The organism is Streptomyces sp. NPDC002499 (genome assembly GCF_053595415.1).
In genome coordinates, this window is record NZ_JBSFXO010000012.1 from 411,387 (window position 1) to 425,835 (window position 14,449).

16 protein-coding genes and 1 pseudogene are annotated in these 14,449 nt (G+C 68.9%); 5 read left to right on the plus strand and 12 right to left on the minus strand.

The features are described 5' to 3' along the window. Positions 1-29: 29 nt before the first annotated feature. Positions 30-1,397 carry an NAD(P)-binding domain-containing protein gene (locus tag ACWD5F_RS33315; RefSeq protein WP_451260095.1) on the minus strand — a complete coding sequence of 456 codons (1,368 nt, stop codon included), beginning with the start codon at positions 1,395-1,397 and terminating at the stop codon, positions 30-32. 146 nt (positions 1,398-1,543) lie between these two features. On the opposite strand from ACWD5F_RS33315, the gene ACWD5F_RS33320 reads away from it, so the two are divergent. Next, positions 1,544-1,921, plus strand: coding sequence for an ArsR/SmtB family transcription factor (locus ACWD5F_RS33320; RefSeq protein ID WP_451260096.1), 378 nt, complete (start codon positions 1,544-1,546; stop codon positions 1,919-1,921). A gap of 51 nt (positions 1,922-1,972) precedes the next feature. Here the strand turns inward: ACWD5F_RS33320 and ACWD5F_RS33325 are convergent, their stop codons facing one another. Genes ACWD5F_RS33325 through ACWD5F_RS33335 form a run of 3 tightly spaced genes read right to left on the minus strand, consistent with a single transcriptional unit; the run spans position 1,973 to position 3,650 of the window. Then, positions 1,973-2,569, minus strand: coding sequence for a cadmium resistance transporter (locus ACWD5F_RS33325; protein WP_451260097.1), 597 nt, complete (start codon positions 2,567-2,569; stop codon positions 1,973-1,975). After that, on the minus strand, positions 2,566-3,345 hold the full coding sequence (locus ACWD5F_RS33330; RefSeq protein WP_451260098.1) for an aquaporin: 780 nt from the start codon (positions 3,343-3,345) through the stop codon (positions 2,566-2,568). Before ACWD5F_RS33330 ends, ACWD5F_RS33325 begins: the two co-directional genes overlap by 4 nt. Then, on the minus strand, positions 3,342-3,650 hold the full coding sequence (locus tag ACWD5F_RS33335) for an ArsR/SmtB family transcription factor (protein WP_451260099.1): 309 nt from the start codon (positions 3,648-3,650) through the stop codon (positions 3,342-3,344). The genes ACWD5F_RS33330 and ACWD5F_RS33335 overlap by 4 nt, the downstream gene beginning before the upstream one ends. A gap of 91 nt (positions 3,651-3,741) precedes the next feature. On the opposite strand from ACWD5F_RS33335, the gene ACWD5F_RS33340 reads away from it, so the two are divergent. Further along, positions 3,742-4,155, plus strand: coding sequence for an arsenate reductase ArsC (locus ACWD5F_RS33340; RefSeq protein WP_451260100.1), 414 nt, complete (start codon positions 3,742-3,744; stop codon positions 4,153-4,155). A gap of 26 nt (positions 4,156-4,181) precedes the next feature. Here the strand turns inward: ACWD5F_RS33340 and ACWD5F_RS33345 are convergent, their stop codons facing one another. Then, positions 4,182-5,063, minus strand: coding sequence for a helix-turn-helix transcriptional regulator (locus ACWD5F_RS33345; protein ID WP_451260101.1), 882 nt, complete (start codon positions 5,061-5,063; stop codon positions 4,182-4,184). Positions 5,064-5,261: 198 nt separating this feature from the next. Here ACWD5F_RS33345 and ACWD5F_RS33350 point away from each other — a divergent pair, with 198 nt between their 5' ends. Beyond that, a complete protein-coding gene (locus tag ACWD5F_RS33350) occupies positions 5,262-5,627 on the plus strand; it encodes a (R)-mandelonitrile lyase (protein ID WP_451260102.1) in 366 nt (121 codons plus the stop codon). Positions 5,628-5,680: 53 nt separating this feature from the next. On the opposite strand, the gene ACWD5F_RS33355 is transcribed toward ACWD5F_RS33350, so the two are convergent. From ACWD5F_RS33355 to ACWD5F_RS33385, 7 genes are all read right to left on the minus strand, one after another. Next, positions 5,681-6,709: a LacI family DNA-binding transcriptional regulator gene (locus tag ACWD5F_RS33355; RefSeq protein ID WP_451260103.1), complete on the minus strand. Its 1,029-nt coding sequence runs from the start codon at positions 6,707-6,709 to the stop codon at positions 5,681-5,683. A 76-nt stretch (positions 6,710-6,785) separates the two neighbouring features. After that, on the minus strand, positions 6,786-7,757 hold the full coding sequence (locus ACWD5F_RS33360; protein WP_451260104.1) for an ROK family protein: 972 nt from the start codon (positions 7,755-7,757) through the stop codon (positions 6,786-6,788). Further along, a complete protein-coding gene (locus ACWD5F_RS33365) occupies positions 7,754-9,475 on the minus strand; it encodes a class I mannose-6-phosphate isomerase (protein WP_451260105.1) in 1,722 nt (573 codons plus the stop codon). Before ACWD5F_RS33365 ends, ACWD5F_RS33360 begins: the two co-directional genes overlap by 4 nt. A 104-nt stretch (positions 9,476-9,579) precedes the next feature. Then, on the minus strand, positions 9,580-10,554 hold the full coding sequence (locus tag ACWD5F_RS33370) for an aldo/keto reductase (RefSeq protein WP_451260106.1): 975 nt from the start codon (positions 10,552-10,554) through the stop codon (positions 9,580-9,582). Then, positions 10,551-11,390, minus strand: a complete 840-nt coding sequence (locus ACWD5F_RS33375; RefSeq protein WP_451260107.1) for an amidohydrolase family protein — start codon at positions 11,388-11,390, stop codon at positions 10,551-10,553. The genes ACWD5F_RS33370 and ACWD5F_RS33375 overlap by 4 nt, the downstream gene beginning before the upstream one ends. A gap of 149 nt (positions 11,391-11,539) precedes the next feature. Then, positions 11,540-11,863, minus strand: coding sequence for an L-rhamnose mutarotase (locus ACWD5F_RS33380; protein WP_451260108.1), 324 nt, complete (start codon positions 11,861-11,863; stop codon positions 11,540-11,542). A gap of 3 nt (positions 11,864-11,866) precedes the next feature. Next, positions 11,867-12,619: an SDR family NAD(P)-dependent oxidoreductase gene (locus tag ACWD5F_RS33385; protein WP_451260109.1), complete on the minus strand. Its 753-nt coding sequence runs from the start codon at positions 12,617-12,619 to the stop codon at positions 11,867-11,869. Between the two features lie 327 nt (positions 12,620-12,946). Here ACWD5F_RS33385 and ACWD5F_RS33390 point away from each other — a divergent pair, with 327 nt between their 5' ends. Next, complete coding sequence (locus ACWD5F_RS33390; RefSeq protein WP_451260110.1) at positions 12,947-13,780, plus strand: FadR/GntR family transcriptional regulator; 834 nt, start codon at positions 12,947-12,949, stop codon at positions 13,778-13,780. A gap of 259 nt (positions 13,781-14,039) precedes the next feature. Further along, a pseudogene (locus tag ACWD5F_RS33395) lies at positions 14,040-14,449 on the plus strand (discoidin domain-containing protein); the annotation flags it as partial.

The following is a 14,449-nucleotide window of genomic DNA, read 5'->3' on the forward strand; positions in this document are numbered from 1 at the left end:
GGGCGAACCTCGTTGTGTGGGTGGAGAGTTCAGCAGCCGCCCGAGGTGGAGCCCGGAGCGCTGACGCCGATCTGGAGTGTGGTGGGAGCGGTACAGCATCCTCCGCCGGACTGCTCGGTGTCACCCGGTTCGTCGAACAGGCCCGCACCGCCGCAGACTCCAGTTGCCGGGAGGGTGAGTTCAACGCGCTCGGCGGCTTCGCGGTCTCCGGCGATGGCGGCGGTGACGGAACGGACCTGTTCGTAGCCGGTCATCGCGAGGAAGGTCGGAGCACGGCCGTAGGACTTCATGCCGACCAGGTAGACGTCCCGCTCCGGGTGGGAGAGCTCGTTCACGCCGTGCGGATAGACGGTGCCGCACGAGTGGACGTTCGGGTCGATCAGCGGGGCGAGGGCGGTCGGTGCCTGAAGACGCTCGTCGAGGCCCAGGCGGAGCTCCGAGAGGAACGACAGGTCGGGACGGAAGCCGGTCAGGACGATCACTTCGTCCACCGGGTCCAGGCTTCGGCCGTCGTCGGCGACCAGGATCACGCGGCCGTCGCTGTCGAACTCGACCGTCCGCGTACGGAAGCCGGTGGCGGCGCTCGCGTATCCGTTCTCGACGGCCGCCCTCGCGCGCAGTCCCAGGGCGCCGCGGGCGGGTAGTTGGTCGGCCTCGCCGCCGCCGTACGTGTTCTCGCCGATACCGCGGCGCAGAATCCACACCGCGTGCGTGCCGCCTTCCTCCTTGGCCAGGTCTGCGAGAGAGGCCAGTGCGGTGAAGGCGGAGGCTCCCGAGCCGACGACAGCGGTGCGCCTGCCTGCGTAGCGAGCGCGTACGGCTGCGTCGCGAAGATCGGGTACGCGGTAGGAGATGCGGTCGGCGACAGCCTTCTCGCCGACCGCGGGCAGGCCGTCGGCGCCAACGGGGCTGGGAGTCGACCAGGTGCCGGAGGCGTCGATGACCGCCCGCGCGCTGATCCGCTCCTCGCGTCCGTCGGCGAGCTGGACGTGGACGGTGAAGGGCTGTTCGCCGCGGCCGGAGTCGACGACGCGGTCCCTACCGGCGCGGGCGACACCGGTCACCGTGGTGCCGTAGCGGATCTTGTCGCCGAGGACATCGGCGAGCGGCTGAAGGTACTTCTCGGCCCAGTCGCCGCCGGTCGGGTAGGTGGCGCCGTCCGGGCGCGTCCAGCCGGTGGGGGACAGGAGCTTCTCGGCGGCCGGGTCGGTGACCTCCGCCCAGGGAGAGAACAACCGCACGTGCGACCAGTCCCGGACGGCGGTACCGGCGGACGGCCCGGACTCCAGGACCAGGGGCTCGATGCCGCGCTCGACGAGATGAGCGGCTGCGGCCAGACCGACCGGTCCGGCTCCGATGACCACCACGGGCAGATGGTCGTTGGTGGGCGCGTTCACGAGACTCCCCTTTGTTTCGACGTTCGTCGATAACTTGCTCGGCCAGGATGGCACCTGATTAGACAGTCGTCAACATAGACATTTATCTAATCAGTAGGGTCGCAGGGCCCTCGCCAGCTTGGTTCGACGTGTGTCAACATAGACGCATGTCGAATACGAAGGCGCTGCCGCTGTTGGAGCCCGAGTCCTCCGAGGCTGTGGCACCCTGCTGCCCTCCGCTGACCGAGCGCCCCTTCACGTCGGAGGAGGCCGAGACGGCGGCGCGCATGTTCAAGGCGCTGGGCGACCCGGTACGTCTGCGGCTCTTCTCGTTGGTGGCCTCGCACGAGGGCGGCGAGGCGTGCGTGTGCGACATCTCCGACGTCGGCGTCTCCCAGCCGACCGTCTCCCACCACCTGAAGAAGCTCAAGGAGGCCGGGCTGCTCACCTCCGAGCGGCGCGGGACCTGGGTCTACTACCGGGTCGAGCCGTCGGTGCTGGCCGCGATGGGCAAGCTGCTGACCGTCGCGCCTGCTGCTGTCTGACACGCAGGGCGGCAGAGGCCGGACTTGCTCGCCGAAGCGCTCCACTCGGCGCTACAGGCCGAAGGCACCGCCCTCGATGAGAATGAGCAGGCCGATGGTGATCAGGACCAGTGGCAAGAGGATGTGGCCCCACCGGCTGAGCGCCTTGGCGACGACGGGGCGCGTGGCGAAGTACCGGCCGGCGAAGCACCACACGCCCACGAGGATCAGAAAGACGACGGCGTACACGCTCATTCCGCCGACGCCGGCTGTGGCGAACACGGGGACGTAGACGCCGATGTTGTCACCGCCGTTGGCGAAGGTGACCGCGGCGACCTCCAACGGCGCGGGACCGTGCTCGGCCGCCTCTTGTTCGTCGTCCTCGTCACCGCGCTGTTTCCACGCCTGCCGGGCCGCCTTCAGCCCGAGTGTCAGAGGCAGTAGCCCCAGATAGGGGACGGCCGACTCGGGCAGGAAGGTCGCGCCGAAAGCGGCGGCGACGGCCACGGCGAGGATCGCGGCGAATCCGAGGTACTGGCCGATGACGATCCGACGGGCGGAGCCGGGCCGTCCAGCACCCTGGGCGAAGAACAGGGACAGGATCAGGATGTCGTCGATGTTGGTGACGGCGAACAGCCCGATCGCCTGCCCGACCATGCCCGGATTCACGGGCGCGTTCCCCTCCTGGCCGGTCGTTCGGGCAGGAAGACGAGCGCGACAAGGGCCAGCCCGACCAGCGCACCGATGAGCTGCATGCCGACGAAACCGGCGACCGACCCGGGTGCGATACCCGCGAAGGTGTCGGTGAAGGCACGACCGACCGTCACCGCCGGATTGGCGAACGACGTGGACGACGTGAACCAGTACGCGGCGCCGATGTACGAGGCGACGGCAACGGGCGCGAACCGCAGTCGGTCGGTGCGGGCCAGACCGAAGATCAGCAGGATCAGGCCCGCCGTCGCGACCACCTCGCCGAGCAGCAGGTGTCCGGCGGAGCGGTCGTGGGTCGACCATTCCACCAGCGGCCGGCCGAACATCGCGTCCGCGAGAATCGCACCGCCGATGGCGCCGGCCAGCTGAGCGGGGAGGTACGCGGCTGCCTCTCGCATCGTGACGCCGGCGCCGCCACGTCCCGCGGTCCACCACTCGGCCAGCGTCACGACCGGGTTGAAGTGGGCACCCGAGACCGGTCCGAACAGCAGGATCAGGATGCCCAGGCCGAAGACGGTGGCCGTGGAGTTGGCGAGCAGTTGCAGGCCGACGTCCTTGGTCAGTTGGGTGGCCTGGATGCCGGAGCCGACCACGATGGCCACCAGGAGCGCGGTACCTATCAGTTCGGCGGCGGCACGCGCGATCAGCGGGGTACGCGGGGGAGTGGCGTCCGGCGCGGGCTCGATGGACCTACGCGCTGAGACTGCCGGCGCGGACTCCTCAGCAGGGGTCACGGACAGGCCCTCTTGTTCTCGGCGGCGGTGCGCGCGGACTCGGCCAGCTCCGCGAACTTGCCGGCGAGCGAGGCGAGTACGTCGGGCTTGAGCCGGTAGTAGGTGTACCGGCCGCACGGCTCCGTCTCGACGACGCCGGCTTCGCGAAGCACCTTCATGTGGTTGGAGAGGTTCGTCTGCCGAGCGCCGGTCTCCTCCACCAGGTGAGTGGTGCACAGCGTCTCTTCGGCTAGCAAGGTCACGATCCGAAGCCGGAGCGGATCGGCGAGGACCCGGATCAGATCAGTGTCGACTGACGTCAGCATGGACTGATACTTTCATATCAGTGACGGCTGACACCAGCAGATGCTGATGTCATTCGTGCCTGATGTCGTCGTGAGACAAGAGAGACCTCCGATGCCCGACAAGCCCTCCGTGCTGTTCGTCTGCGTCCACAACGCCGGCCGTTCCCAGATGGCCGCCGCATGGCTGACCCATCTGGCCGGGGGTCGCGTCGAGGTCCGCTCCGCCGGCTCCGACCCTGGCGCAGGGGTCAATCCGGCCGCCGTCGAAGCGATGGCCGAAGTCGGCATCGACATCTCCGCCGAAGTCCCCAAGATGCTCACCGTCGACGCCGTCAAGGAGTCGGACGTCTGCATCACCATGGGCTGCGGCGACGCTTGCCCGGTCTTTCCCGGCAAGCGATACCTCGACTGGCAGCTCGACGACCCGGCAGGTCAGGGTGTCGAGGCCGTTCGCCCCATCCGCGACGAAATCGAGCGCCGGGTGCGCGGTCTTCTCGGCGACCTCGGTGTCTCTACACAGCACTGACGCTGGGCACCCGATCGCACGCTCAGTCACGTGTCCGACTTGGAAGGCATGCCGCTCGGCACGTCGCTTCTGCCTCCGGGGTAACTTGCCAGGAAGTTGAATCCCTCCTCGGACCGTGATCCGGGCTCCGCCACGTAGGCGAAGATCTCCACGCCGGGGTCTGCCGTTATCGCGAGGCGCTCGTACCGCAAGGTGAGTTCACCCACGAGAGGGTGGTTGAATTTCTTTTCCGCTTTTCGGTGCAGGCGCACATTGTGAGTGGCCCAGAACGCGGAAAACTCCTCGGAGTGTGTGGAGAGTTCACCGACGAGGTCGGACAGATCACGGTCGAAAGGAGTGCGCCCGGCCTGTGTTCGCAGGGCCGCGACGCATTCTTTGGCCGTCCGGTTCCAGTCGGCGAAGAATTCCTTGGCGCGCGGATCGAGATAGGTGAAACGGGCCACGTTCGCGGGCGCGCCCGACGCGAACATCGGCGCGTAGAATTCCCGTCCGAGATGGTTCACGGCGAGTACGTCCTGGCGGCTGTTGACGACGAACGCGGCCGCACCGGTCATCGCGTCGACCATCCACTCGACGCTCGGGCGCACAGTCTCCTTCGCCGGTCTGCGACGCCTGCCGGTGGTCTGCTCCTTCGAGGCGCGGGCCAGGTCGAAAAGATGCGCCCGCTCGGCCTCGTCGAGGCGCAGCGCGCTCGCGATCGCTTGGAGGATCTCCTCCGAGACGCCCGTGAGGTTGCCGCGCTCCATCCGGTTGTAGTAGTCGATGCTGACCCCTGCCAGGGCCGCGACTTCCTCTCGCCGGAGCCCGGGGACCCGTCGCGGCCCATAGGAGACCAGGCCGACCTCCTCGGGCGTGATCTTCGCTCGCCGCGAGGTGATGAAGTCCCGTATCTCGGTCTTTGCGTCCACAGCCACGAGATTACCCCCGGAGCCAGGGCCGAGGGGTGCCCTGCCAGTACATGGATAATCCTGACCTCTCACTCCTCCCCGGAACGGTGTTTTCCTGATCCCAGGCCGAATTCGAGCAAGAAGGCACGCTCGACCGGATCAGCTCGACACCAAAAATGGAGGACGACGATGAACGTCGTAAGGAATGGACTCGAAACGATGACCGGTCCCGCCGAGGGCTTTTCGGGGGACGTCTACATCGACGTCATCAGCAAGCCGCTGCCGCCCTCGCGGATCATGGGCGGAGTTGTCCACTTCACGTCCGGAGCGCGTACGGCCTGGCACAGCCACCCGCTCGGCCAGACGATTTTCGGTACCGAGGGTGTCGGTCTCGTCCAACGCGAGGGAGGACCGGTCGAAGAAATACGTCCGGGCGACCGCGTCTACATCGAGCCCGGCGAGAATCACTGGCACGGAGCCACACCCGCGTGCTTCCACGCCCAGATCGCCTACCAGGCGGCCGACGAGACCGGCAACCACACCACCTGGGGCCGCCACCTCACCGAGGACGAGTACCCCGGCTAGATCCGCCGTGGAAACCGGAGCGCTCATCTGAACGGCAAGCGCTCCGGCGGTGGTCAGGTGCCGTGGGGGCGTTCGCCGGGTTGCGGGCCGTAGCGCACCACGTGGGTCGGGACCGTGACGCGTCGGGAGGCGGGGGGCGCCGAGTCCTGGTGGCCGAGGCGGTCGATGAGGAGCCGTGCGGCCTGGCGGCCGATCTCGTCGGCGTCGTAGGAGACGAGTGTCAGGGGCAGGCCGAGGATGTCGGAGTAGTCGAAGTCGTCGAAGCCGGCCAGGGGGAGGGTGGTACCGGCCTTGTGGAGGGCGCGGATCGCTCCCTGGCTGATGCGGTTGTTCGTGCAGAACAGTGCTGTGGGGCCCTCGGGCAGGCCGAGGAGTTCGAGGACCGCTCGCTCGGCTGTCGAGGCGTCGACGAGGCCTTGCCGTATCAAGGCGTTGTCAGGCTCCACGGCGGTTTCCTCATGTGCTGCCCAGAACCCGCGGAGCCGCTCCGCCCCCGTGTACAGCGCGGGTGGATTGCCGAGGAAGGCGATGCGCGTGTGTCCCTCTGCCAGGAGGCAGGCGGTGGCCTCGCGGGCGCCGTGGAAGTCCTCGACCAGCACACAGTCCGTGTCCAGTCCGGCGGGCGGCCGTGCGGCGAGGACGACGGGGACATGGCGCATGGCGTCGGCCAGGTGCTGCTGCCGAGTGCCGGCGGGGACGACGATCAGCCCTTCGACCTGGTGGTCGATGAGGCCGTCGACCAGACCGGGTTCGAGATCTGCCTGCTCGCCGGTGTTGCTGAGCAGCATCCGGAGGTCGTGCTCGGCGAGGACTTCCTGGACCCCGAGCGCGAGACGCGAATAGAACGGGTTGGCAAGGTTGGTGACGACGAGACCGATCATCCTGCTGCCGCCGAGCCGCAGGCTGCGCGCGGTCTCGTTGCGGCGGTAGCCGAGACGGTCGACCGCGGCGAAGACCCGTTCGCGGGTCGCTTCGGAGACCGCGGGGTCGTTCTTGAGCACCCGCGAGACTGTCATGGCGCTGACCTGCGCGAGTTTCCCGACGTCGTGCATGGTCGGCCCGCCGCCTCGGCGAGCGGTCATACGCCTTCTCCTTCTTGCGTCAGCCGTGTTCTCCCTAGTGCGTCAGTCGTGGCGGTGTCCCGGACCTGCCCGGTCCTCAACGCGCCGCGTTCGACGTGTCCTGTGCCCAGTGGGCGGCTCCGATCAGAGGTGCTTCCGTCGACCGCCCGGCCGGCAGCACACGGGCGGTTGTCCCGCCGTCCAGAACCAGCCCTGCGGAGAACGCGGGGTGGATCAAGTCCCATGACTGGGCCATGGATCCACCGATCACCACCGCGCCGGCCTCGAAGCGGTCGACCCACGGGGCCAGTGCCTGGCCGAGGGCTTCGAAAGCGTAGCGGAACGCCTCCGCCGCGGCCGAGTTGCCCGTCCTGGCCAGCGCGGCGATCTCATGGACGTCCGGCAGGGAGCTATTCCCCGCGACCGCGTCGAGGCGGGCGTAGTGGGCGCGGATGGCACGGCGTGAGACGTACTCCTCCAACGGCAGGTCGTGCACGGTCAGCCGGTGCACGTGACCGCTGGGTGGCACGTGCGTGCCGTCGTGCACCGGCCGCCCGCCGCTCAGGAACGACGAGCCCACGCCCGTGCCCAGCGTCAGGCACACCACACGTTCGTGCCCCGCCGCGGCGCCCGCGTGATACTCGCCGATCGCGAAGGCGTCGGCGTCGTTGAGGAAGCGCAGGTGTTCAGCCCGGTGCGCCAGCCGCCGGCGCAGTCCGGCCCCGACGTCGACACCGGACAGGGCCTCGAACTTCCCGACGCCCGTGAAGCGGCCGATCCCGGTGTCGTAGTCGAAGGGGCCCGGTATGGCCACACCCCAGTCCGGCCGGTGCTCGGCGGGCAGTTCCAGTGCGGCCAGGGCGATCGCGTCGAGGATGCTGTCGGCCGCGGCGTCGGAGCCCAGAGGTCTGCGGCGTATGGAGGACGAGAGGGGGCGGCCGGTCGCGGGGTCGACCAGGGCGGCGGTGACATGTGTTCCGCCGATGTCGAGTACGGGGATCGGCGCACCGGCCCACCGGGTGGCACCGGCCTGCTGAGCGGCACTCGTCCGCCGAGCGGCACCGGTCACGGCTCGACCACCAGGGCCTTGACGATGTGCACTTCGTCGCCGCCCACCGCGCGGACGCGGTAGGGACCGGCTGCGGCGGGCACGGTGATCGTCTCCGCGAAGGCCAGGAAGTGGCTGCGACCGTCATGGGTCTCGATGACCGCGCCCCCGCCCGCGGAGACGTTGAGGATATGGAAGCGGCCGGCGGTGTCGTCGGCGATGCCGGCATCCGGGGCCAGGACCAGGCGGTGCACCGCGTAGAACATCTCCGGCAGTGCGCCGATGACCTCCTCGCGCCAGCCCTCGCCCGCACGCAGGGTGCGCGGCTGCTGGATCAGGTCCTTCGTCACGTCCTCTCCGCGCCGAGCGGTGTCCAGGTTGGCGAAGCCGTGTTCGTAGGGCAGCGGCCGGGACGCGCCGGCGGCATCCTTGCGGAGCCAGTCGTAGAAGCGCAGCGAGTACAGGTACGGGGTCGCGCTCACCTCCAGCACCAGGTTGCCCGCTCCGGAGGCGTGCGGGGTGCCCGCCGGAATCATGAACAGCTGACCCACGGTGGCCGGATGGACCTGGACGTGGTCCTCGACGGGCATGGGCGTGCCCTGCGCGATGGCGTCCTCCACCTGGCGGCGCATGACGTCGAGATCCGCGTGCTCGGTGAGCCCGAGGAGAACCTTGGCGCCGGGCTCGCCGGCGGTGACGTAATACGTCTCGTGCTGGGTGTAGGGCCAGCCGAAGACCTCCCGCATGTACCGCTCCTGCGGGTGGCAGTGCAGCGAGAGGTTGCCGCCCCCGACCGTGTCGAGGTAGTCGAACCGGATCGGGAAGGAGGTGCCGAAGGCGCGATGGACCTCCTCACCGAGCATGGCCTCCGGGTGCAGGACACAGAGGAGTTGGAAGGGGACCTCGACCTGCGGCCCGTCCTTGTCGCCGATGAGGACACCCGCTTCCGGGGCGATCAGTTCGTAGCCGAGGGCGGTGTTGCCGGCCTGCGGGGTGAAGCCGAGTTCGCTCGCCGCCCATTGGCCGCCCCAGGGAGTGGAGTTGAAGTAGGGGCGGGTGCGCACAGGCCCGCGCACCAGGTGGTCCAGGGTGCTGCGCAGGGCGGCGCCGTCCAGAGAGGTGGGGGTTGTCGCGTCCTGTACGTCGATCCACCGGTCGACCTGTGTCGCGTACGCGTCGCGGTGTCGGTCCAGCACGGGCCAGTCGGTGTAGAACAGCCGCACCAGGTGGCCGAGTTCGTCGGGGCGGCCGAGGTTGACGCCCACCGGCAGGTGCCCGTGTGCCACGGCGGCCTCGGCGTACCGCTTCGGCAGGTCCGCGTACCACAGCAGATCCGGCTCGCACAGCGCCGCGCCCGGGCCGGACACCAACACCACGCCGTCGTCCGGGAGTTGCCCCTCCTGAGGGACGGAGTCGAAGAGGCCCGCGACCCGTGCCTCGGACAAGGGAGTGAAGAAGGGGTCGTCGGCGGGGACGGGCCGGGCGGCGATCCGCTCGGCGGCGGCCGGTGCGTAGTGGCGGCGTACATCCACCGCCTTCACCTGCCGCCCGGCGGAGCGGATGGCCGCGGACAGGCCGTCGGCCAGCGCGTCCCAGTCCAGCGCGGCAGGGCCGTCCACCGCCAACGTGAGCGGACCGGCCGGCAGCCCGGCGACGGCGGCCGGCCAACCTGCGACCACCTGCCCGCCCACGGGCTCGTAGCTGGGGTTGGCATCGTACGAACGGGGCGCGCTCGACACATCTTCTCCTTGCTGGGCTCCGTGAGGGAAGTTAACGATAACATGAGGCGCAGAGATGTACCCCCAGATGGCAGCGCTCTGTTGTCCCATTCAGAATGTTGTCGTTAACTCACATCCTGCTCGACGACGCTGTCGAGGTCGGCCCATGTCTCATCGGTGAGATCGACTCCGGTCCAACGAGCGGCCGCTCGCACTTCGTCGGCGGAGCGGAAGCCCGCCACCACGCAGGCCACCTCAGGACTGCGCAGGGGAAAACGCAAGGCCGCGTGGGGGAGGACCATTCGGTGGCGGGCGCATACCTCGGCGAGGCGGTGCACGCGGTGCAACACCTGCTCCGGAACAGGGCCGTAGTCGAAGGTGGCGTCGGCGGCGGGGTAAGGGCGGCTCAGCAGGCCGGAGTTGAAGGGCGCCGCAGCGACGAGCGACACCCCTCGCGCGGCGCACGCGTCCAGCAGAGGTCGGGCGGTGCGGTCGAGCAGGGTCCATCGCCCGGCCACCATGACGGTGTCGATGTCGGTCTCGGTGACGGTCCGCAGCAGCGGTCCGACGGTGTTCGCACCCACTCCCACGGCGCCGATGACGCCCTGGTCCCGCAGTTCCAGCAGTGCGGGTATGGCCTCGCCGACGGCGGTGTCCAGGTGATCGTCGGGGTCGTGGACGTAGACGATGTCGACTCGGTCGAGTCCCAGGCGATCCAGGCTGGTGGCCAGACTGCGCAGCACGCCCGCACGGGAATAGTCGGGGCGGCGGATCAGGGTGTCCGGGACGGCGAAGCCTCCTGCCGACAGGTCGGATCCGGTGGGAGCGGGGTGCGGTTCCAGGAGTCGGCCGACCTTGGTGGAGACGGCGAACTCCTCCCGCGGGCGGTGGGCGAGTGCCTCACCCAAGCGCCGTTCCGACAGTCCCAGGCCGTAGTGCGGGGCGGTGTCGTAGTAGCGCAGCCCGGCATCCCAGGCGGCGTCGACGGTGGCGCGGGCCTCGTCGTCGTTGATGGCGCTGTAGAGGTTGCCGAGCGGAGCGGCGCCGAAACCCAGGGAGCTGACGTGTACCTTCGTGCGGCCGAGCCGCTCGATGTTCATGCCGCGACTCCGTACCAGTGCGCGGCAGTCGAGCCGAAGACAGCGGCGCGTTCTGCCTCGCTGAGGTCTTCGCAGAGGGCCTCGGCCGTGGTGAGGACTTCGTCGTAGCCGGCTGTCAGGAGGCAGACCGGCCAGTCCGATCCGAACATGACGCGGTCCGGGCCGAGGGTCGACCACAGCACGTCCGCGTAGGGGCGCAGCGCATCGGCCGGGTCGCATCCGGCCGGCGTCCGGGTCTGGAGACCTGACAGCTTCACGGCGATGTTGGGGCAGGGTGCCAGATTTCTCATCTCGGCGGTCCAGGCATCCAGACCCTCCTTGTTGATGAAGGGGTTGCCGACGTGGTCCAGGACGAAGCGCACGTCAGGCAGTTCGCGTACGGTCCTGACCGCGTCCGCCAACTGGTCGGGGCGCACCAGGAGGTCGTAGGTGAGGCCGGCAGCGGCGACGGCGTGAAGTCCGCGCCGGACGTCATGCCGGGACGTCCAGTCGGGCACCGGTTCGTCCTGGATCCCATGACGGATGCCCACGAGTGCGGCGCCGCCCGGAGCGTCCCGCAGCTCGGAGAGCCGGTCGGCGATCGCGGGGTCGGTCAGGCTCGTCCATCCGACGACGGCCTTCACATGCGGGTCCCTGGTGGTGAGGGCGAGCAGTTCCGGGGTCTCCTCGGGGCCGGCCATGGTCTGCACGACGACCGTCGCGTCGATGGCGTTGCGCTCCAGCAGAGGCCGCAGGTCGAACGGGTGGAAACTGCGGTCCAGTTCGGGCAGGCCGTGGACCCAGGGCTGGTCACGGACCTCCAGGTTCCACAGGTGGTGATGGGCGTCGATGCGCATGGTCCGTTCCGCGGGTGAGAGGGGGCGAGACAAGGGCGTTCGAGGGAGGGGAGAGGGTGCGGGAGAAGGAGGCGTGTGGGACAGGGGTTCGGTGCGGCACCGGGCAAGCCGAGTCGGCTAAGCCTGCTAAGCCAGATAAGTCGGCTGAGTCAGTCGAGGTGGAAGATCTCCTCGGCGCTCGCCCACAGTTCGCCCTCGGCCGCCGTGTCCAGTGGCTGCTGGCAGGGGTCGGTCAGCGCCCACCACCGTTGTGAGATCGGGTCGTTGGCGATCGCCTCGGTGTCGGCCGCGTAGTCGTCGCCGGTGTATTCGAGGTAGCTGAACAGCAACCCGTCGCGCAGGAAGATCGAGTAGTTGCCGATGTTGGCGCGCTGGAGAGCTTCCAGTACGCCGGGCCAGGCCGCGGCATGCAGTGCTCGGTACTCGGCTTCCTTCTCCGGGCGCAACCTGACGACGGCGGCGTGGCGTTCCATGGGTCACCCCTCCTTTCGCAGGCGCAGTCCGTCCATGCCACCGTCCACGGCCAGGTTGGTTCCGGTGGTGGACCCGGCCGCGGGCGAGGCCAAGTAGGCCACGGCCGCGGCGACTTCGTCCGCGGAGACGAGCCGGCCGTTCGGTTGCCTGGCCGCCAGAGCGGCGTATTCGGCGGCCGGGTCCGGAGCCCGGTCCAGGAGCCGGCCCACCCACGGGGTGTCGGCGGTGCCGGGACTGACGGCGTTGACCCTGATGCCGTCCGGCAGCAGATCGGCCGCCATGGCGCGGGTCAGCGACAGCACCGCGCCCTTGGTGGCCGAGTACAGCGCCCGTTGGGGCAGGCCCGCCGTCGCGGCGATGGAGGAGATGTTGACGACCGCCGCGTGAGCGGAGGATCGCAACGCGGGCAGCGCGCTGCGCGTGACCCGTACCAGTCCGACGACATTGATGTCCCAGACCCGGTGCCATTCGTCGTCGGGGTTGTCCGCGATGCCGCCCTGGGCGCCGATCCCGGCGTTGTTGACCAGGACGTCGAGGCCGCCGAGGGTGTCGACCGCGCTGCTCACGGCAGCTGTGACGGAGGCGTCGTCACCGATGTCGGCCCGCAGGCACACGGTGATTCCGTCGGGGGATGCCTGCGTCAGGTCGAGGATCGCGACGTGTGCTCCCTGGGCGGTGAGCAGTTGGGCGGTTGCCAGGCCGATGCCGGAGGCGCCGCCGGTGACCAGGGCGCGGAGCCCGTCGAACGCGCCCATCTCAGGCCTCCTCGTATGTCCGGTGCTGTCCGGATGTCAGGGGTGTATCGGCTCCAGCCGAGCCGTGCCGTGCCGGTCTCATAGAGATCTCTCCCGCAAGGGTGCCTTCTGAGCTTCGAAGAATCTGCTTCATCCAACGTGGAGGACCCTAAGGATGTGATTGGTCTGATGCAAGGGAGCTGGCAAACCTTGACTGACCATGGGTTCTAGCCCGTTAAGTCGGATTTTGAAACTGATCTACGTCAACATCTATCCATCACGTAACGCGGATGCCATAGTGGCCCACCAGATGAACCAGATTCATTTGACCGTCGAGAAGGAGCCATCGTGGCCGATCCGTCGCGCGTCACGGGTGGGGGAGACGATGATGCGTCACGTTCCTACCGGCCGGGGTACGAGCTGGTGGCCGAGCAGCTGCTGGAGTACATCACCGAACAGGGCCTGCGTCCCGGTGACCGGCTCCCCACCGAGCAGGGCCTCGCCGAGATCCTGGGCGCCACCCGCAACGTCACCCGGGAGGCCGTGAAGGTCCTGGCGGCCATCGGTCGGCTGAGCGTGCGGCGGGGAGCCGGCATCTTCGTCGCCGAGGGAACCGGAGGGCTGGTCGGCGACCAGATGTCACAGTTCCGGCCGACGAGCATGGAAGACGTCCTGATGCTCCTGGACTACCGGTCGGTGATCGAGTCGGAGACGGCCCGCCGCGCCGCCGGTCTGGCCACACCCATCGAGGTGCGTGCCATCAAGGACTTCGCCGAGGCCTCGTTGGACGCTGCCAGACGGAACGACGTGCACGCCTTCGCCCGGGCCGACGCGGCCTTTCACGACGCGGTCGGCGCCGCCTCGCACAACGTGTTCCTTCGCTCGAGCGTCGCGGGTGTGCGGCGGCTGGCCGGCCAGTCCGACGTGCTGCTCTTCCACGGCGACGCGCCTGGCTCGCTGGAAGTCGCCGGGCATCAGCACCTCGCCGTTGCGGAGGCGGTCGCCGCGGGGGAGGCCGCACTCGCCGAGGAACTGATGCTGAAGCACATCGCCACCACTCAGAGCCAGTTCGAGCGGAAGATCCGCGACCGGCTGTTCAACCTCGGTGACCGCCCGGTCCCCGGGGCACCGGTCGCCGACAATCCCGCGGGTTCTTCACCGCCGCACACGTCGGCCTCCTAGTACCTGCCTCGCGACTCAGTACCTGCCTCGCACCGACCCAGTACCTGCCTCGCACCCACCCAGTGCATGCCTTGCACCGGCCCGGTGCCGGCCTCACACCTGCTTCCCCGGCGGCACGCCGCCGCCCGACAGTCCAGGACGCCGTGGACGACCGGCGCCCTGGGCCACCAGCTCAGGCGATTGGATACCCATGTCTCTTCCGTCTGCTCGTAGCGGTAGCTACCTGCCGCTACGAAGAACCCTGATAGCCGCCCTGTCCGTGGCCGCGGCCTCGGTCCCCTTGAGCGCGGTGCCCGCCCAGGCATCGAAGGGACCGGCCCTGACCGTCTATGTCGCACCTGACGGCAAGGACACCGGGAAGGGCACCGCCGACCACCCCTTCAAGACCCTTGAGCACGCGCGGGATTACGTGCGCGATGCCAAGTCCAAGGTGCGCGGTGACATCCATGTCCGGCTCAAGTCGGGTACGTACCAGCTCAGTCGCACCTTCGCCCTGACTGCCAAGGATTCCGGTACGGGCGGGCAGCGGATCGTCTATGAGGCCGCGCCCGGTGCGCATCCGGTGGTCAGTGGTGGCAAGCAGGTCACCGGCTGGACGAAGGCGGATGCCGAAGGGAAGGTCTACAAGGCGAAGTTGACCGGCCTGGACACCCGGCAGCTGTATGTGAA